The organism is Paraburkholderia nodosa DSM 21604 (genome assembly GCF_000519185.1).
GTDB classification, from domain to species: domain Bacteria; phylum Pseudomonadota; class Gammaproteobacteria; order Burkholderiales; family Burkholderiaceae; genus Paraburkholderia; species Paraburkholderia nodosa.
Map to the genome: position 1 here is coordinate 75783 of NZ_JAFA01000018.1, position 18092 is coordinate 93874.

Annotated in this window: 15 protein-coding genes and 1 tRNA gene; 10 read left to right on the forward strand and 6 right to left on the reverse strand. The window is 65.8% G+C overall.

All coding sequences use genetic code 11. The annotated features are described in order from the left end of the window. Positions 1–46 precede the first annotated feature (46 nt). From A3CW_RS47510 to recA, 3 genes are all read right to left on the reverse strand, one after another. Positions 47–742, reverse strand: coding sequence for a DUF2889 domain-containing protein (locus A3CW_RS47510; protein ID WP_051481694.1), 696 nt, complete (start codon positions 740–742; stop codon positions 47–49). 119 nt (positions 743–861) lie between these two features. Continuing rightward, positions 862–1749 carry a recombination regulator RecX gene (gene recX, locus A3CW_RS0124775; protein ID WP_081771791.1) on the reverse strand — a complete coding sequence of 296 codons (888 nt, stop codon included), beginning with the start codon at positions 1747–1749 and terminating at the stop codon, positions 862–864. A 53-nt stretch (positions 1750–1802) separates the two neighbouring features. Continuing rightward, complete coding sequence (recA, locus tag A3CW_RS0124780) at positions 1803–2879, reverse strand: recombinase RecA (RefSeq protein WP_028205964.1); 1077 nt, start codon at positions 2877–2879, stop codon at positions 1803–1805. 247 nt (positions 2880–3126) lie between these two features. On the opposite strand from recA, the gene A3CW_RS0124785 reads away from it, so the two are divergent. The 4 genes from A3CW_RS0124785 to A3CW_RS0124800 all read left to right on the forward strand — a co-directional run bounded on the left by A3CW_RS0124785 (position 3127) and on the right by A3CW_RS0124800 (position 7723). Continuing rightward, complete coding sequence (locus tag A3CW_RS0124785; RefSeq protein WP_028205965.1) at positions 3127–3891, forward strand: response regulator transcription factor; 765 nt, start codon at positions 3127–3129, stop codon at positions 3889–3891. 12 nt (positions 3892–3903) lie between these two features. Then, positions 3904–5553: a sensor histidine kinase gene (locus A3CW_RS0124790; protein WP_081771792.1), complete on the forward strand. Its 1650-nt coding sequence runs from the start codon at positions 3904–3906 to the stop codon at positions 5551–5553. Positions 5554–5874: 321 nt separating this feature from the next. Beyond that, positions 5875–7533 (forward strand): MFS transporter, encoded by a 1659-nt coding sequence (locus A3CW_RS0124795; protein ID WP_028205967.1) that lies wholly within the window; start codon positions 5875–5877, stop codon positions 7531–7533. A gap of 113 nt (positions 7534–7646) precedes the next feature. After that, a tRNA-Met gene (locus tag A3CW_RS0124800) sits at positions 7647–7723 on the forward strand. A 111-nt stretch (positions 7724–7834) separates the two neighbouring features. Here the strand turns inward: A3CW_RS0124800 and A3CW_RS47515 are convergent. Together A3CW_RS47515 and A3CW_RS0124810 are read right to left on the reverse strand one after the other, a co-directional pair. After that, positions 7835–8851: a sensor domain-containing diguanylate cyclase gene (locus tag A3CW_RS47515; protein WP_035513854.1), complete on the reverse strand. Its 1017-nt coding sequence runs from the start codon at positions 8849–8851 to the stop codon at positions 7835–7837. Positions 8852–9025: 174 nt separating this feature from the next. Next, the gene (locus tag A3CW_RS0124810; protein WP_028205968.1) at positions 9026–9721 is read right to left on the reverse strand and encodes a FadR/GntR family transcriptional regulator; all 696 of its coding nucleotides are present in this window, start codon (positions 9719–9721) and stop codon (positions 9026–9028) included. Positions 9722–9854: 133 nt separating this feature from the next. Between A3CW_RS0124810 and dgoD the strand changes: the two genes are divergently transcribed. Then, positions 9855–11003: a galactonate dehydratase gene (gene dgoD / locus A3CW_RS0124815; protein WP_028205969.1), complete on the forward strand. Its 1149-nt coding sequence runs from the start codon at positions 9855–9857 to the stop codon at positions 11001–11003. A 279-nt stretch (positions 11004–11282) separates the two neighbouring features. Beyond that, complete coding sequence (locus tag A3CW_RS0124820) at positions 11283–11582, forward strand: hypothetical protein (RefSeq protein ID WP_028205970.1); 300 nt, start codon at positions 11283–11285, stop codon at positions 11580–11582. A gap of 17 nt (positions 11583–11599) precedes the next feature. Here the strand turns inward: A3CW_RS0124820 and A3CW_RS0124825 are convergent, their stop codons facing one another. Beyond that, entirely contained in the window at positions 11600–12526 is a 927-nt protein-coding gene (locus A3CW_RS0124825; protein WP_028205971.1) for a CopD family protein, read from the reverse strand. Between the two features lie 611 nt (positions 12527–13137). Here A3CW_RS0124825 and A3CW_RS0124830 point away from each other — a divergent pair. The 4 genes from A3CW_RS0124830 (at position 13138) to A3CW_RS0124845 (ending at position 18090) form a co-directional block, all read left to right on the forward strand. Continuing rightward, positions 13138–13905: a c-type cytochrome gene (locus tag A3CW_RS0124830; RefSeq protein WP_028205972.1), complete on the forward strand. Its 768-nt coding sequence runs from the start codon at positions 13138–13140 to the stop codon at positions 13903–13905. 22 nt (positions 13906–13927) lie between these two features. Further along, on the forward strand, positions 13928–15223 hold the full coding sequence (locus A3CW_RS0124835; RefSeq protein WP_028205973.1) for a c-type cytochrome: 1296 nt from the start codon (positions 13928–13930) through the stop codon (positions 15221–15223). Between the two features lie 336 nt (positions 15224–15559). Next, positions 15560–16180, forward strand: a complete 621-nt coding sequence (gene trhA / locus A3CW_RS0124840) for a PAQR family membrane homeostasis protein TrhA (protein ID WP_028205974.1) — start codon at positions 15560–15562, stop codon at positions 16178–16180. A gap of 257 nt (positions 16181–16437) precedes the next feature. Next, entirely contained in the window at positions 16438–18090 is a 1653-nt protein-coding gene (locus A3CW_RS0124845; RefSeq protein ID WP_028205975.1) for a DEAD/DEAH box helicase, read from the forward strand. The last annotated feature ends 2 nt before the right edge of the window (positions 18091–18092 follow it).

Sequence of the window (18092 nt, forward strand, 5' to 3'; positions counted from 1 at the left end):
GATTCCTTCAGTCTGAGAGTTGGAGTGAACTTCGATTCCGCTGTTGTTATTCATGCGAGACGGCGTCGGCCCTGCCCTCTTGGCCCGGGCTCCGGCTGTCGCGCACGCTGGGGGTTTCCGCGCCGCGTGCTATTGAACGCGGCACATGGCCATACCAGCGCGGATAAAACTGCTTCACCGCCTCCCCGTCGAACCGCAGCGCATGGCAGCGGCCAAGCTGGAAGGGCGGCTTTTCACCGGCGGCCTCGTTGCCTCCGGCGGTCTTGCCGAGTTCCGGTCCGGGCGCTTCACCCGGCGAGCCATTCGATGTGTCCCACACTGCCCCGACGAACGCCTGGACCGCAGCGGTCGGCAAAACGCCCAACATTTCTGTGAGGTGTGTGCAGCCGAGCGTGCCGGCGAGGCGCCGGCCCGCTTCACGGCGGAAGTTGTCGAGGAGATTGAGCCCGATAAGGGCCCGATAGGCGGGATTGGCGTTCTGGCACTGACCGTCGTAAGGCACCCAGTCGGACGACGCTTCGGCGTCGACGACGTTGAGCTTGCGATCGATCGTAATGCGCAGCCAGAGTTCATGGATCGGCAGACCATTGGGCCGGACACCGGCGGCGAGCGGCACGTCGCGTGGCTTGTGGTCGGTCAGGCACGCGTCGATGTCCCACAAGCCGTCTTCGCGCTCATAGGCAACCGCCCGGATGGCGCGCTGATGGCGCAACTGGCGGGGCACGGGCGGAGAAAGCGGCATGCTAAAGGTAAGACCGGATGGGAAAACCTCGCGATTTTAACATACCGGGTATTTGAGACAGCCGCGAACACACAGGCCGGGCGGGGACTTGCCTGCGCGGATTTTTCGAGACGGCCGGCTCAGTTGTCGGACCAGTCTTCCTCGATTCCCTTGAGGATCTTGCCGATGATCGACATCGAGAAGCCGCGGGCCGCGAGAAAGCGCGCCTGGCGCGCGCGTTCGGCAGGCGTCTCGGGCAACTGGCCGTACTTCTTCTGCCAGACCGTGCGGGCACGCACGAGCTCGGTCTCGCGCAGTTGCGAGCTCACCTCTTCGATGAGCGCTTCGCCCACCGCGTGGCGCTTGAGTTCGCTGACGATACGCCCTGCCCCCACGCGCGACGCGCGCCGGTGTACGACGCTTTCGGCAAAACGCGCGTCGGAGAGCCAGCCCTCGCGTTCGAGCGAATCGAGCAGCACTTCGAGTGCGTCGGCGTCCTCGGTGTACGGCATGAGCTTGCGCGAGAGTTCGGCGCGGCTGTATTCGCGGCGCGAAAGATAGCCAAGCGCGCGGCCTTTGAGGGAGCGCTCGGGGCGCTGCTTCGCCGTGGACGATTTTTCGCGCTCGCTGGCGCGTGCGGCGCGGCTGGCCGAGCTACGCTCGTATTGGTCGGCTTGCGGCGCGCTGGATTCATGCGCCGTTTCAACTGGTGCGCGACGCGATCGCTTGAACGTTGTGTCGGACAGCGGCTCTGGCGGCACGTTTGCCGCGGCTTCATCGGCCCCGCTGAAGAAAGCCTCGAACGGGACTTCGAAGACCGCGCCGCCATCGTCGCTGAGATCGGCGGGCGAGGAATACGCCGCGCCAGAATGGGCAAAGCCGCGATCGCCCGCCTGGGCGTCGCGGCTCAAATGGCTTGAGCGGCTCGTGCGCGAGTCGGCAGGCTTGACGGCGGAACGCCGCTCGGCGCCCCTGTCCGCAGGCGAGCCCGCATGCGGGTTCGCCTGCTCGCCGGAAGGCGAGGACATGTGTGACCCGCCCTTGCGCATCAGCTTGCCTTATCTACGAGAGCCTCGTGGACTTACTCTTCGTCGGCGACTTCGACTTCGCCGGAATCCTTGACGCCGTCCGGCATCGTGCTCACGCCAAGCGATTCGCGGATGCGGTTTTCGATCTCGCGAGCAATGTCCGCGTTCTCGCGCAGGAATTCGCGTGCGTTGTCCTTGCCCTGGCCAATGCGCTCGCCGTTATAGCTGTACCACGCACCCGCCTTGTCGACGATCTTGGCCTGCACGCCGAGGTCGACGATTTCGCCCTGACGCGAGATGCCCTCGCCGTAGAGAATGTCGAACACGGCTTCGCGGAACGGCGGCGCGACCTTGTTCTTCACGACCTTCACACGCGTTTCGCTGCCGATCACTTCGTCGTTCTTCTTGATCGAACCGATGCGGCGAATGTCCAGACGCACCGACGAATAGAACTTGAGCGCGTTGCCGCCCGTGGTGGTTTCCGGGTTGCCGAACATCACGCCGATCTTCATGCGGATCTGGTTGATGAAGATCACCATGCAGTTCGTCTTCTTGATCGTGCCGGTGAGCTTGCGCAGCGCCTGCGACATCAGACGCGCCTGCAGACCCGGCAGCGAGTCGCCCATTTCGCCTTCGATTTCGGCCTTCGGCACGAGCGCCGCGACCGAGTCGATCACGATCATGTCGATCGAGCCCGAGCGCACCAGCGCGTCGGTGATTTCGAGCGCCTGCTCGCCCGTGTCCGGCTGCGAGATCAGCAGTTCGGGCACGTTCACGCCGAGCTTGGCGGCGTATTGCACGTCGAGCGCGTGTTCCGCGTCGATAAACGCCGCCGTGCCGCCGAGCTTTTGCATTTCGGCGATCACCTGCAGCGTGAGCGTGGTCTTGCCCGACGATTCCGGACCGTAGATTTCGACCACCCGGCCGCGCGGCAAACCGCCCACGCCGAGTGCGATGTCGAGGCCGAGCGAACCGGTGGAGACTACCTGGATGTCCTCGACCGCGTCGCCGTCGCCGAGTCGCATGATCGACCCCTTGCCGAACTGCTTTTCGATCTGCGCGAGCGCGGCGGCCAGCGCCTTGCTCTTTTCAGCAGTCAGCCCAGCCGAGCCTTTCTTGCTATCTTCCATGAATCGTCCTTTGCTATGATGAACGGCGTCTCGTGACCATGCGCACGCCTCATTCGGGCTAATGCACACGAACGCAGACACTGTATAAAAAAACAGTGGTTTTGGCAAGCCTTTTGGCTATCCAGAACCGCAAATTTCGGGAGACCGCCGCGCGTCGCCTGACCGCGCCTTCAAGGACGCGGCGCGGCGCGGGTGTTACGAGCCTGACTACGAGGTCAAAACGCCTCGAAGGCGACGCTGGCGCAACATGCGAATCCTCATTGCCGAAGACGACAGCATACTCGCGGACGGGCTCGTGAGATCACTCCGCCAATCGGGCTATGCCGTTGATCACGTGCGTAGCGGCGTGGACGCCGATACCGCCTTGTCGATGCAGTCGTTCGACCTCCTGATCCTCGATCTGGGCCTGCCGAAAATGCCGGGCCTCGAGGTGCTGCGCCGTTTGCGCGCGCGCAATTCCAACCTGCCCGTGCTGATCCTCACCGCCGCCGACAGCGTGGACGAGCGCGTCAAAGGCCTCGACCTCGGCGCCGACGACTACATGGCCAAGCCCTTCGCGCTCAACGAACTCGAAGCACGCGTGCGTGCGCTCACGCGGCGCGGCGCGGGCGGCGGCCCGACCGTCGTGCGCCATGGCGCGCTGGCGTTCGACCAGGTTGGGCGTATTGCGCGCATCAACGACCAGGTGCTCGACCTTTCCGCGCGCGAACTGGGCGTGCTCGAAGTGCTGCTGCAGCGGCTCGGGCGGCTCGTCTCGAAGGAGCAGCTCGTCGACCACCTGTGCGAATGGGGCGAGGAAGTCAGCAATAACGCCATCGAAGTCTACGTGCACCGGCTGCGCAAGAAAATCGAAGCGGGCGGCGTGCGCATCGTGACCGTGCGCGGGCTCGGCTACTGCCTCGAAAAGGAGGCGAAGGAAGCGCAGGCCGGCGCAGGCCAGACGCCCGCCCGGACCGGGTCCGGCGCGCCCGACGCCGCGCCGGCGATGCCCGCCAGCCACTACTTCAAGTAGGCGGGATCGACGATGGCCGGGCGTCCTCCCATCGCGCGCGCCGTGCCGCCCAAGGGCGCCGCAGGCGTGGCCGGCTCGGCCGGCGACAGCGCCTCGGGCGCGTCCGCATTCGCGGCCGACGCCCTCGACGACGACGCGCGCGACGCCCGCTACGCCAATCCGTTCGCCCCACCCGACGAAGCCGAAGCCGTCGCCGAGGCGCGCCCGCGCTCGCTCTTCGGCGAGATTCTCGACTGGATGCTCGCGCCGTTGCTGCTGCTCTGGCCGATGAGCATCGCGGTCACGTATCTCGTGGCGAAGTCGATCGCCAACGGCCCCTTCGACCGTGCGCTCGAAACCGACGCCTATGTGCTCGCGCGCCAGATCCAGCCCGTCAACGGCGTGGCCGAGCTGACACTGCCCGCCTCCACGCGCGACTTCCTGCGCGCCGATAACGTCGACAGCGTGTTCTATCAGGTGCTCGGCAGCCGCGGTGAGCTGATCGGCGGCGATCGCGACATGCCGCTGCCGCACGACGACGACCGACCGCCGCCGGGTCTCGTCGAATTCCGCGACGACACGCTGCATGGCATCGACATCCGCGTCGCCTATACAACCGTGGAGCCGACGCATCCCAGCGCCGGCGATCGGCAAGGCCAACCCGTGCTCGTGCAGGTCGCGGAAACGCTCGACAAGCGCCGCCAGCTCGCCAACGACATCATCAAGGGCGTGATCCTGCCGCAGTTCGTGATCTTGCCGCTCGCGATCCTGCTCGTGTGGTTCGGCCTCTCGCGGGGCCTCGCTCCCCTGCACGCGCTGCAGTCGAACATCCGCATGCGTCGCCCTGACGATCTTTCGCCGCTCGAAGCGCGCCGCGCGCCGCCCGAAATCGAGCCGCTCGTCACCTCGTTCAACGACCTGCTCACGCGCCTCGAACAGAACATGGAGCTGCAAAAGCGCTTCATTGCCGACGCCGCGCATCAGATGAAAACGCCGCTCGCGGGTCTGCGGACCCAGGCCGAACTCGCGCTGCGCCAGAACGCGCCCGCCGAAGTGCACCGCTCGCTCGAGCAGATCGCGACGAGCTCCGAGCACGCCGCGCGGCTCGTCACGCAGCTGCTCGCGCTCGCGCGCGCGGAGAACCGCATGTCCGGGCAGGTCTTCACGCCGGTGGACGTGGCCGATGTGGCGCGTCACGCCGTGCGCGACTGGGTGCAGCCGGCGCTCGCCAAACAGATGGACCTCGGCTACGAAGGTCCCGAAACGGCCTACGGCAGCGAGGAAGACGATGGTGAAGCGGCGGTGCGCGTCGAAGTGGACGGCAACCCGGTGATGCTGCGCGAGATGCTCTCGAACCTCATCGACAACGCGATCCGCTACACGCCCGCGGGCGGGCGCATCACCGTGCGCGTGCGGCCCGAATCCGCGGCGGGCGTGGTCCATCTAGAGGTGGAAGACACGGGCATGGGCATTCCGCCCGCCGAGCGCGAGCGCGTGCTCGAGCGCTTCTACCGCATTCTCGGGCGCGATGGCGAAGGAAGCGGGCTCGGGCTTGCGATCGTGCGCGAGATCGCCACAATGCACGGCGGGACACTCGCCATCGACGACCACGTCTATCAGGACACGCCACGCCTCGCCGGTACGCTCGTGCGCGTGACGCTGCGGCTGCGCGCGCACGCTTGAGCGGCATCGCCGGCGCTTTGGCGGCGAAACCACCGCGAAACTGACGGATCGCGTCAGAAAAACGGGATGGGACTTACCCTTATCCGACCCGCGGGACGCGGGTCACGATCATCACGTTAGAAGATGTTCGTGTGTGAATGCGTAATTATAGTTGCGGATTCAGCGAATATAACCGATTAGACCCCACTCCGATACCTCACTCAGAAACCCACACGCGCGTCAGAAGCCCGTAAGTTTCCATTCCAATAATGCTCCGCAGGACCGCGGGTCTACGAGTCGCCTGCCCGACGGACCACACGCATATCAATACTGGAGACATCTATGGCAACCGTTGGCGGACAAGTCTCGCACGCGCCGATGACCAGCGACGAAAAACGCGTGATTTTCGCGTCGTCGCTCGGCACTGTGTTCGAGTGGTACGACTTCTACCTGGCCGGATCGCTTGCGGCCTTCATCAGCAAGAGCTTCTTTTCCGGTGTCAATCCCACGGCCGGCTTCATCTTCACGCTGCTCGGCTTCGCCGCCGGCTTCGCCGTGCGTCCGTTCGGCGCGATCGTGTTCGGGCGCCTCGGCGACCTCGTGGGCCGCAAGCACACGTTCCTCGTCACGATCGTCATCATGGGTATCTCGACCTTCGTGGTCGGTTTCCTGCCCGGCTACGCGGCGATCGGCATTGCGTCGCCGGTGATCTTCATCGGCATGCGTCTGCTGCAGGGTCTCGCGCTCGGCGGCGAGTACGGCGGCGCTGCGACCTACGTCGCGGAACACGCGCCGCCCGGACGCCGCGGCTTCTACACCTCGTGGATCCAGACGACCGCCACGCTCGGCCTGTTCCTCTCGCTGCTCGTGATCCTCGGCGTGCGCACGTTTGTCGGCGAAGAACAGTTCGCCGCATGGGCCTGGCGCATTCCGTTCATCGCCTCGATCCTGCTGCTCGCGGTTTCGGTGTGGATCCGTCTGCAACTCGACGAATCGCCGGCGTTCAAGCGCATCAAGGCGGAAGGCAAGATCTCGAAGGCGCCGATCAAGGAAGCGTTCGGCCAGTGGAAGAACCTCAAGGTCGTGCTGCTTGCCCTCTTCGGCCTCACGGCCGGCCAGGCCGTGGTCTGGTACACGGGTCAGTTCTATGCGCTCTTCTTCCTCACGCAAACGCTCAAGGTGGACGGCTCGAGTGCCAACATCCTGATTGCGCTCGCGCTGTTGATCGGCACGCCGTTCTTCCTGTTCTTCGGCGCGCTGTCGGACAAGATCGGCCGCAAGCCCATCATCATGGCTGGCTGCCTGATCGCGGCGCTCACCTACTTCCCGATCTTCAAGGCAATCACGCACTACGCGAACCCGGCGCTCGAAGCCGCCACGCAGCGCGCGCCGATCGTCGTGATCGCGAATCCTGACGAGTGTTCGTTCCAGTTCAACCCGGTTGGCACCTCGAAGTTCACGAGCTCGTGCGACATCGCCAAGAGCGCGCTTTCGAAGGCTGGCCTGAACTACGAGAACGTGGCCGCCCCGGCAGGCACGCTCGCGCAGATCAAGGTGGGCGACACGACCATCGACACATTTGACGGCCGGGCGCCCGGTGCGAAGGAAGCCGGCTCGCTGTTCGAGAAGACGCTCGCGGCCACGCTGAAAGCGGCAGGCTATCCGCTGAAGGCCGATCCCGCGCAGCTGAACTGGCCGATGACGGTGGTGATGCTGACGATCCTCGTGATCTTCGTGACCATGGTGTACGGGCCGATCGCGGCGATGCTGGTGGAGATGTTCCCGACCCGCATCCGCTACACCTCGATGTCGCTGCCCTATCACATCGGCAACGGCTGGTTCGGCGGCTTCCTGCCGGCGACGGCCTTCGCGATCGTGGCGGCGCGAGGCGATATCTACTCGGGCCTCTGGTACCCGATCATCATCGCGCTGGGCACCTTCGTGATCGGCATGCTGTTCGTGAAGGAAACCAAGGACTCGGATATCTACGCGCAGGATTGAGGCTGTGAGCGCCGCCGGGCGGGACTTCTCGCCCGGCGGCGAGCGTCTTCCCTGCAGAAAAGATGACGAAGGGGTTGACAACCTCCGGCTGTACCGCGATAATTCTTTTCTTCGGCGAATTAGCTCAGCCGGTTAGAGCGACGGAATCATAATCCGCAGGTCCGGGGTTCGAATCCCTGATTCGCCACCAGTTGCAAAAGAAAGCCGCTGTCCCACAAGGACAGCGGCTTTTTTCATTTCCGGGTTCCGTGCTCGCGCCTGGCGAACCGATTAACCGCAGTCCGCCAGACAGCGGCACCGTTCACCTAACCTGCTTGCGCTCCCGCTTCGTTTCGTACATCGAACGATCTGCGTATTCGATCAGCGCCGTCATCTCGGTGCCGTCTTCGGGCAGGATGGCAACGCCCACGCTCACGCCGAGATCGATGCGATGTCCTTCGAATTCGAACGGCTCGCCCACGGTGTCCACGAGCCGGCGGCTGTAAGCCTCGGCGTCCCCGCGCCCCGCGATGCCCGGTAGGATCACGGCGAACTCGTCGCCGCCCACGCGCGCGGCCGTGTCCACGCGGCGGCTGTGACGCGCGATGCGTGCCGCGGTCTCGCGGATCGCCGCGTCGCCGGCGCGATGGCCGTAGCGGTCGTTGATCGGCTTGAGGCCATCCATGTCGAGATTGAGCACGCCGAGTCCGCCCGACGAGCGCACCGCGAGATCCACCGACTGGCGCAGGCGATCGTAAAAGAGCGCGCGATTGGGCAGACCCGTGAGCGCGTCATGCGTCGCGCGCAGATAGAGCTCGCTCGTTTCGTGTCGCGCGGCATGGAACATCGCCGCGGCGATGAGTTCGGACATCAGCGAGAGCGTGCGGATGTCCTCGTCCTTGAAGGCGTCGACTTCCGAATTCGTGACTTTCAGAACGCCGACGGTCGTCTCGAGATGCTTGAGCGGCGTGACGATCATCGAGCGCAGGCCGGCGCGCCGGCAGGCTTCGCGGTCCACGCGCGGGTCGCTTTCGGAGTCGTCGCAGCGCAGGATCTCGCCCTCGCGCACGCACATGCCCGACAGGCTCGTTGCGCGCGCGAGGCGCAATCCAAGGAGGTCCGCGACGTTGCCCGAGGCCGCGCGGTAGACCATGTCCTCGCCTTCGGCTAGCTCGACGACCGCGCCTTGCGCTCGCGTGAGCTGCTCGGTGCGCTCGGCCACGTAGGCCATCACGCCGCCGAGATCGAGCCCGAGCTTCGCGATGTCCGACTGCGCCTTGATGATTTCCAGCAGGGTTGCGTTGTCCAGTTGCGTGTCTTTCGCTTCGCTCTTCTTCATCGCTTAACCGTTAGCCTTGCCTTTGACTTGTTGACGGCACTGAAAGCCAAAGCGCCGTGCGATCGGGCTAAAGCATAGCAAACGCTATTGATTGTGCCAGCGCAAACGTTTTACATCTGCAATTCGCTGCGCTTTATGCGATTCGTTGCGAAGACACCCATTAGGCATACGCGTTCAGCGCTCGATGCGCTCGCGCGTCACGCGCAGCAGCGCCGCCATCGCGCGGCTCGCCGCATAGGCGTCGCGTTGCGCGATCGCGTCGTACACAAGGGTGTGATCGGGCAGCGCAGCGTTGAACACGTCGGCGCGCTTCGCATTCACGCGCAACTGGCCTTCGAGCGTGCGCTCGATCAGCGTGCCGAGCGGCACCAGCAATTCGTTGCGGCAGGCGCCCAGCACCGCGAGATGAAAGCGCAGGTCCGCGCGCACCCACTCGTCCACATTGCGCGCCTCGGCCATGGCCGCGTGCGCGGCGGCGATCGAGGCAAGCGCATCGGCGTCGTGCGCGTTCGCGGCCAGCCCTGCCGCAAACGGCTCGATCATCTCGCGCATTTCCTGGAGCTTGAGCGCGAAAGCGAGCGGCGGCGCCACGCGCGCGTACCAGTCGAGCACGTCGGCATCGAGCAGGTTCCACGCTTCGCGCGCCCGCACCCGCGTGCCCACGCGCGGGCGCGACTCCACGAGCCCTTTCGAGGTGAGCGTGCGCAGCGCCTCGCGCAGCACCGTGCGGCTCACGTCGAACGTTGCCATGAGTTCGGCCTCGCGCGGCAGGACCGTCGCGGGCGGGTAGTCGCCGCGCAGGATCGCGCTGCCGAGTTCGTAGGCCACCGTGCCGTGCAGATCGCGTTGAATCGCCGTTCTCCTGGATATTGGGAAGCGTTGCTAAATAATACTATTAATAGCACTTAAAGGCGAGTTTTGCAGTAGCATGTGCGCTTGAAGACGTTGCCGCTCGCGCGTGGTGCGAGCGCCGCCCTACCGCTTAAGGTCATGGAGACACCGCATGAAAATCACCAGGCTCGAAACCTTCGTCGTCCCGCCGCGCTGGCTCTTTCTGAAGATCGAAACGGACGAAGGGATCGTCGGCTGGGGCGAGCCGATCGTCGAAGGCCGCGCGCATACGGTAGCCGCCGCCGTCGATGAACTCGCCGACTATCTGATCGGCCGGGATCCGCTCCTCATCGAAGACCACTGGCAGGTGATGTATCGCGCGGGCTTCTACCGCGGCGGCCCGATCTCGATGAGCGCCATTGCCGGCGTCGATCAGGCGCTCTGGGACATCAAGGGCAAGCACCATGGCGTGCCGGTTCACGCGCTGCTCGGCGGCCAGGTTCGCGACAAGATCAAGGTGTATTCGTGGATCGGCGGCGACCGTCCGAGCGACGTCGCCAACAACGCGCGCGCCGTGGTCGAGCGCGGCTTCAAGGCCGTGAAGATGAACGGCTCGGAAGAACTGCAGATCATCGACACCTTCGACAAGGTCCAGGGCGTCATCAACAACGTCGCGGCCGTGCGCGAGGCCGTGGGCCCGAACGTCGGCATCGGCGTGGACTTCCATGGCCGCGTGCACAAGCCGATGGCCAAGGTGCTCGCGAAGGAACTCGATCCGTTCAAGCTGATGTTCATCGAGGAGCCCGTGCTCTCGGAGAACGTCGAGGCGCTGCGCGACATCGTCAACCAGACCAGCACGCCGATCGCGCTGGGCGAGCGTCTGTATTCGCGCTGGGATTTCAAGCACATTCTCGCGGGCGGCTATGTGGACATCATCCAGCCCGACGCCTCGCACGCGGGCGGCATCACCGAGTGCCGCAAGATCGCCGCGATGGCCGAAGCCTATGACGTCGCGCTCGCGCTGCACTGCCCGCTCGGGCCGATCGCACTCGCCACCTGCCTGCAGATCGATGCGGTGAGCTACAACGCGTTCATCCAGGAGCAGAGCCTCGGCATCCACTACAACAAGGGCAACGACCTGCTCGACTACATCAGGAATCCCGAAGTCTTCAAGTACGAAGACGGCTTCGTCTCGATTCCGCAGGGCCCGGGTCTCGGCATCGACGTGAACGAGGAGAAGGTGCGCGAAATGGCGAAGACCGGTCACCGCTGGCGCAATCCGGTGTGGCGTCACGAGGATGGCAGCGTCGCCGAATGGTGATGCACAAATGAACGCCGAAACGCGCGGCGCGCAGCGTGACGCGCTCGGTGTCGCGCGTTTCGGCGACGTAACGTTTCGCGTGGCTTTGCGCGCCCAGGCGCGCGCGCTCGCGACACGCGCGAACGGCTTATGTCGTTTGCGCACACAGCCAGTTCATGGAAGGCCACGGCGCGCAAGGCGTGGCCATCATCGAACGCACGCGCCGCTCCCGAACGCCACCCACTGGCCTGCTCCTTGCTGATTCCTTTGCAACCCAACTTCGGTGTTGCAAAGGATTCCATGGACGCGTCGCTTCCCGACTATCTGATCCGCGAACAAGCCGCCGTCGGCGCACTCGTCGCCTTCGGCTTCCTGCGCGTGTTCGCTGCCGCAATCGCCTTCACGCGCGGCTGGCGCATTGGCTGGGTCGAGTACGCCGCGATCGGCGCCGCGGCGTTGTGGTGCGCGCCACAAGTGATCGCGCTGATCGCCAATCCAACGTCCGTGGCCGCGCTCGCGGAACTCGAAGGCAACGCCACGGGCTGCGCCCTCGCCCTCTTCTTCTCACCGATCCTCAGTCACCGGCTCGGCTACGAATAGGTTGCAGCGACGACGTTTCAGCCCTGCAACACGTAGGCCGGCACGCTGTGCGCGAGCGCTGCGGCGGCCACCAGCACGCCGATCATCACGATCGCTTCGAGATGGATCACGTTGACGAAACGGCGCGCCGCCGCTGTCGACGCCGCGCGCCGCAACTCGGGCATCGCCACGAGCCGGTTGAAGCCGCCCATCGCGAGCGCGAGCAGGACGAGCACGGCCTTGAGCATCAGCACGCGGCCCCAGGTGCTGCCGACGATGGCGTCGATCGAGCCGCCGCTGCCGCGCAACGCGTCGAACACGCCCGTCGCGATCACGAAGCCGACCGCGAAGAACGCCACGTTCGAAATCTGGCCCGCCGTGCGGATCAGCACGCCGCGCGCCGTCGATGCGCCGAGCGCCGGCAGCACGGCAAGTCCCCCCGCCATGACGATGCCGCTCCACGCGCTCGCACTGAGCAAATGGAGGGTGTGCAGCCCGAGCGCGGCCGAGGCGAAGCCCGCATCGGCGGCGTGTCCGAGCCCCGCCCGCCCCGCGGCGATGGCGACGAGCGCGAGCCACAGCACGCCGTCGCGCGCCACACTCGAAGCCGCGAACGCGCAGCCGAGCAGCACGAGCGCGCCGACGAACGCAACGCTCCACGCGTGGCCAACGTGCGTTTGCGAGAGCACCGTGCCGACCACGCCGAACGCGCTGGGCAACGGTTCGCCGCTGACCGACGCACTCTCGTAAAGCATCCACAGGATGAGCGCCGCCACGAGCACGAATGCCGCAGCGCGCAGCGAGCGTTGCGCACGCAGCCATGCGAGGCGCGCGGGCGCGACGGCCCTGCGGCCGTCCTTGTCGAGCCACGCGCCATAGAACGCCGAGCCGAGCGCGAATGCGTAGGCAATGTTGACGATGGCCGCCATGGCGACCTGCCCGATCCAGAGCCAGTCAGCTTTCATCGGACCTCGCCCTCCCGCGTGTTGCGGGTCGCACGGACTTCGCGCGAAGGGGATCGGTCGGCTTGATGCAACGATAGGGAAAGTGCAATTGGAGTCATCGAGACAAGTGGCAAGGAAACAACATGAAAACGGCAACAGCAGCACGCAGACGCATCACGTCGCGTGTCCCGCAAGGGTGCCTGCTTCGATAGCCGGCGCGTCATTCGGTTCAATGCGGGCTCGATGCGGCCTCAACGCGCGTTCCATGCGCGAGCATCGAGCCGGGGGCACGAGTCCGAACGCGACGGCGGCATGCGCCCGGCATGATGACATGCATGCACCCGGCCACACGCGGCTCGCCGAGTGTGGCGCGGGTGCGGGACAACCCCGTGTCACCGATTGGCGAACAGGTGCAGAATCATAACCGGCACCGACGCGACGATCGGCCGCAAGCACGTCGCGGTGGCGCCTCGAAGCCATCGGAGGGCGTTTGTGGCGCATGTGGCAAATGGTCACTATGAGTTCCCGATGCTAGAATCTGCTGCGTCGCCGCAGCGCGCACGGTCTTCTGCTTTCATCGCGCGCAGCCTAAAAGCCGGGCCGTTCGAAGCCTGGTCAGGTCCACGATAAAGATGGAGTTACGCGTGTCCCCAAGACGTATCTTCCGACCGCTCATTCCGCTCGTCGCGCCTCTGGCAGCAGCACTTTTGCTCGGGACGACCGGCGTTCTCAGCGCTGCACATGCCCAGACGGCGGCCTCCGCGCCGCAGGCCAAAGCCCCCGACACGATCGCCGCACGCGTGCAGGGCTGCACCGCGTGCCACGGCTCGCACGGGCAGGGCACCGACAACGACTACTTCCCGCGTCTCGCCGGCAAACCGGCCGAGTACCTGTTCAACCAGCTAATGAACTTCCGCGAGGGGCGCCGCAAGTACCCTCCGATGAATTATCTGGTCACCTATCTCTCCGACGACTACCTGCACGAGATCGCGACGTTCTTCTCGCAGCAGCGGCCGCCCTACCCGCCGCCCGCGAAACCTTCGGTCGGCAGCGACACGCTCGCGCGCGGTCAGCAGATCGTCCTGCACGGCGACCCGGCCAAGCAGGTGCCCGCCTGCGCGGCCTGCCACGGTGCGAAGCTCACCGGCATGGAGCCGGCCATTCCGGGTCTGGTCGGTCTGCACCTGGATTACATCAGCGCGCAGATCGGCGCCTGGCGCTCGGGCTCGCGGCATGCGAAGGCGCCCGACTGCATGCATGAGATCGCCACGCGCCTCACCGACGCAGACGTGAACGCGGTCGCGGCCTGGCTCTCCACGCAGAGCGCGCCGCAGAACCCCGTGCCGGCGCCGGCTGGCTCACTCAAGACGCCGCTTGCCTGCGGCAGCGAACCGCAATAAGGCGCCGGGGGAGACAGCCAATATGAACCGCAAGTCCCTGTTCGCACTTTCCGCCGTGATCGTGGCCGCCGCCGCGGCCCTCGTACCGGTGCTCTGGTCGGGCACCCACTATCTGCACAACGGCGCGGCGCAGGCCGCGACACCCGTCGACCAGGCCGACCTCATCAAGAAGGGCGAGTACCTCGCGCGCGCCGGCGACTGTATCGCCTGCCACACCGTGCGCGGCGGCCAGATGTTCGCGGGCGGCCTGCCGATGGCCACGCCGTTCGGCACGCTCTACACCCCGAACATCACGCCCGACGACCAGTACGGCATCGGCAAGTGGAGCGCCGACGACTTCTATCGCGCCATGCACACGGGCCGCTCGAAGGACGGCAGCCTGCTCTATCCGGCGTTCCCGTTCGCGAGCTACACCAAGGTCACGCGCGCCGACGCCGACGCGATCTTTGCCTATTTGCGCTCCGTCCCGCCAGTCAACGTGCCTAGCCGCCCGCACGAACTCAAGTTCCCGTTCAACAACCGCAACCTGCTGATCGGCTGGCGCACGCTGTTCTTCCGCGAAGGCGAATACAAGCCCGATCCGACCAAGTCGGTCGAATGGAACCGCGGCGCGTATCTCGTGGAAGGCCTCGGCCACTGCGGCATGTGCCACACGTCCATCAACGCAGTGGGCGGCCCGGTCAACTCGGCGGCCTTCGCGGGCGGCCTGATCCCGCTGCAGAACTGGTACGCGCCGTCGCTCACGGGCAGCGAAGGCGGCCTCGGCGACTGGGACATCAAGGACATCGCGAGCCTCCTGAAGACCGGCGTTTCCGAGCGCGGCGCCGTGTTCGGCCCGATGGCGGACGTGATCCACAACAGCCTGCAATACCTCTCGGACGACGACATCCACGCGATGGCCTCGTATCTGAAGACCATCCCGCAGAAGAAGGAAGCGCCCGAAACGATGCAGATGGAGACTTCGGAAGCGTTCGGCGGCGAACTCTTGCAGCAAGGTCAGAAGATCTACCATGACCAGTGTGCGAAGTGCCATGCGGAGAACGGTCTCGGCATGCCGCCGAACTTCCCGCCGCTTGCGAACAACCAGTCGATCCAGATGCATTCGGCCGTGAACCCGATCCGCATGGTGCTCAATGGCGGCTATCCGCCGAGCACGGGGGGCAATCCGCGCCCGTACGGCATGCCGCCGTTCGCGCAGGCGCTCTCGAACCAGGAGGTTGCGGCGGTGGTGACGTTCATCCGCATGTCGTGGGGCAACAAGGGCACGCCGGTGTCCCCGCAGCAGGTCTCGGACCTGCGCTCGTCTCCGCTCGACTGAGGCCTGTGTCGACCGGAGTTGACGCTTTAGCGCCTGCTCCGGTCCCATAGCGCTTACTCTGGTCCCATGCAAAGCCGTCCGCCGCCGTTAGGGCCCCAGCCCTTACGGCGGTCCCACGCAAGTGGTTACTGCTATAGTGACGGTTGCCTGATAAGGGCGCAGTCCGCAAAGCGCGGGCTGCGCCCTTCGCTATTTGGCGCCGGGCCGTGCGGTGAAAACGGCTCCGTGGCCCGTCAGGCCTGGTTTTGAACGCTGCGCTCGAGCACGGCGCCGTACGGGGCGGAACACTGTTCCACCGGCGCGCCTCGCGCTCAAGAAGAACAAGGAGTGGTCGTCATGCACGCCGGTGAGCGTCTGAACAGCATTACTCACCTCGTGGGCGCGATGTTGTCGGTAGCGGGGCTCGTCTCGCTCGTGACGCTCGCGGCGCTGGATCACGACGCTTATAAGGTCGTGAGCTTTGCGGTATACGGGGCGATGTTGTGCGCGCTGTACACGATCTCGACGCTGTATCACGGCGTGCGCGGCATCCGCCTGAAGGCGGTGCTGCAAAAGTGCGACCATGCCGCGATCTATCTGCTCATCGCGGGAAGCTATACTCCGTTCACGCTGGTGACGCTGCGTGGACCCTGGGGCTGGTCGCTCTTCGGCGTTAGCTGGGGGCTCGCGGCCCTTGGCATCGTCCAGGAACTCACGCTCGGGCGGCGCACGAGAGTGCTTTCGATGGTGCTCTACGTGGTGATGGGGTGGCTCGCGGTGGTGGCGGTTCGCCCGCTCATCGAAGCCTTGCCGGCCGCGGGCGCGGCGTGGCTGCTGGCCGGCGGCGTCATTTACAGCGTCGGCATTTATTTTTTCGTCAATGACGAGCGCATCCGGCACGGACATGGAATCTGGCATCTGTTCGTGCTCGCCGGAAGCGTCTGTCAATTCGTGAGCGTCGCGCGCTACGTCGCGTGACGCGTCAATGCGAAGACATCGCACGGCCGCCGCAGTGTCCGCGGCCGCACGATGCAACTTAACGCCAGACGACGGGTCTTGATAGACCCGTCCGTTCCATGAAGAAAAAACGCGGCGCGCGCACTGGCGTGCCGTCCGAACAACGCGAAAAGGCGGCTTCACCGGGCGCATTTGAATCCGGCAACACCGCTTTGGCTGCGCAGCGCGCCTTCGGGCCGCGAAGCGACGCCCGCGCTACTGCAATACAACAGGTGTTTATGTCTTTCGATTCTCTCGGCTTGTCCGAACCGCTGGTCCGCGCAGTCAACGAACTTGGGTACAGCACGCCCACGCCTATCCAGGCGCAGGCGATTCCCGCCGTGCTCGGCGGCGGCGACCTGCTCGCCGGCGCGCAAACCGGCACCGGCAAGACCGCCGGCTTCACGCTGCCGATCCTGCAACGCCTCACGGACATGGCGCCGGCAGCGGGCGGCAAGCGCGTGGTGCGCGCGCTGATCCTCACGCCCACGCGCGAGCTCGCCGCGCAGGTCGAAGAGAGCGTGCGCGCCTACGGCAAGTATCTGAAGCTCAAGTCCACGGTGATGTTCGGCGGCGTGGGCATCAATCCGCAAATCGACGCGCTCAGGCGCGGCGTGGATATCGTGGTCGCGACACCGGGTCGCCTGCTCGATCACATGCAGCAAAAGACGATCGATCTTTCGCAGCTCGAGATTCTCGTGCTCGACGAAGCCGACCGCATGCTCGACATGGGCTTCATCCACGACATCAAGCGCGTGCTCGCGAAGCTCCCGCCCAAGCGCCAGAACCTGCTCTTCTCGGCCACCTTCGCCGATGAGATCAAGGCGCTCGCCGACAGCCTGCTCGATTCGCCCGCGCTCATCGAAGTCGCGCGCCGCAACACCACGGCCGAAACCGTGGCGCAGAAGATCTATCCCGTCGACCGCGACCGCAAGCGCGACCTGCTCACGCACCTGATCCGCCAGCACAACTGGTTTCAGGTGCTCGTGTTCACGCGCACCAAGCACGGCGCGAACCGCCTCGCCGAGCAGCTCACGAAGGACGGCATCAGCGCGCTCGCGATTCACGGCAACAAGAGCCAGTCGGCACGCACGCGCGCTTTGAGCGAGTTCAAGGACGCCACGCTCCAGGTGCTCGTCGCGACCGACATCGCCGCGCGCGGGATCGATATCGATCAGCTTCCGCACGTCGTCAACTACGATCTGCCCAACGTGCCCGAGGACTACGTGCACCGCATCGGCCGCACCGGCCGCGCGGGCGCGACGGGCGAAGCCGTGTCGCTCGTGTGCGTGGACGAGCATCAACTGCTCAAGGACATCGAGAAGCTCATCAAGCGCGCGGTGCCCCAGGAGGTCATTGCGGGCTTCGAGCCGGACCCGAACGCGAAGCCCGAGCCGATCCAGCGCCGCAGCCAGCCCCAAGGGCGCTCGCCGCGCCAGGGGCAAGGCCAGGGCCAGGGCCGCGGTGCGTCGAATGGCGCGAATGCCACGAACGGCGGACGACCCGCGCAGGCGCGTGAACCGCGTGAGTCGCGCGGCGGTAATCGCGAAGGTGGCCGCGAAGGTGGCCGTGAAGGCAACCGCGAAGGTGGCCGCGACAGCAACCGCGCGCAGCCAGCCAGCGGTGGCGGCAACGGCGGCCAGCGCCCGGCCAAGCCGGCCTCGAACGGCGGCGTGCGCACCGCCAAGCCCGTGAAACAGCAAGGCGCGAATCACGGCTCACAAGGCGCGCGCGGCGAGCATACGCGTCGCGAAAGCCAGCGCGGCGTTTCGCACGAGAGCGCCATGGGCCGCCCGCAACAACGCAAGCCCCAAGGCAACCCGGGCGCACTGCTCGGCGGCCGCCCAGGCGGCAATTCGCGCCGCGACGGCAACGGCCAGCGCGATCGCTGATC

Coding starts and splice junctions, on each gene's coding strand:
- A3CW_RS47510 (WP_051481694.1), bottom strand. CDS start 742: ATGCCGCTTTCTCCGCCCGTGCCCCGCCAGTTGCGCCATCAGCGCGCC.
- recX (WP_081771791.1), bottom strand. CDS start 1,749: ATGTCCTCGCCTTCCGGCGAGCAGGCGAACCCGCATGCGGGCTCGCCT.
- recA (WP_028205964.1), bottom strand. CDS start 2,879: ATGGAAGATAGCAAGAAAGGCTCGGCTGGGCTGACTGCTGAAAAGAGC.
- A3CW_RS0124785 (WP_028205965.1), top strand. CDS start 3,127: ATGCGAATCCTCATTGCCGAAGACGACAGCATACTCGCGGACGGGCTC.
- A3CW_RS0124790 (WP_081771792.1), top strand. CDS start 3,904: ATGGCCGGGCGTCCTCCCATCGCGCGCGCCGTGCCGCCCAAGGGCGCC.
- A3CW_RS0124795 (WP_028205967.1), top strand. CDS start 5,875: ATGGCAACCGTTGGCGGACAAGTCTCGCACGCGCCGATGACCAGCGAC.
- A3CW_RS47515 (WP_035513854.1), bottom strand. CDS start 8,851: ATGAAGAAGAGCGAAGCGAAAGACACGCAACTGGACAACGCAACCCTG.
- dgoD (WP_028205969.1), top strand. CDS start 9,855: ATGAAAATCACCAGGCTCGAAACCTTCGTCGTCCCGCCGCGCTGGCTC.
- A3CW_RS0124820 (WP_028205970.1), top strand. CDS start 11,283: ATGGACGCGTCGCTTCCCGACTATCTGATCCGCGAACAAGCCGCCGTC.
- A3CW_RS0124825 (WP_028205971.1), bottom strand. CDS start 12,526: ATGAAAGCTGACTGGCTCTGGATCGGGCAGGTCGCCATGGCGGCCATC.
- A3CW_RS0124830 (WP_028205972.1), top strand. CDS start 13,138: ATGGAGTTACGCGTGTCCCCAAGACGTATCTTCCGACCGCTCATTCCG.
- A3CW_RS0124835 (WP_028205973.1), top strand. CDS start 13,928: ATGAACCGCAAGTCCCTGTTCGCACTTTCCGCCGTGATCGTGGCCGCC.
- trhA (WP_028205974.1), top strand. CDS start 15,560: ATGCACGCCGGTGAGCGTCTGAACAGCATTACTCACCTCGTGGGCGCG.
- A3CW_RS0124845 (WP_028205975.1), top strand. CDS start 16,438: ATGTCTTTCGATTCTCTCGGCTTGTCCGAACCGCTGGTCCGCGCAGTC.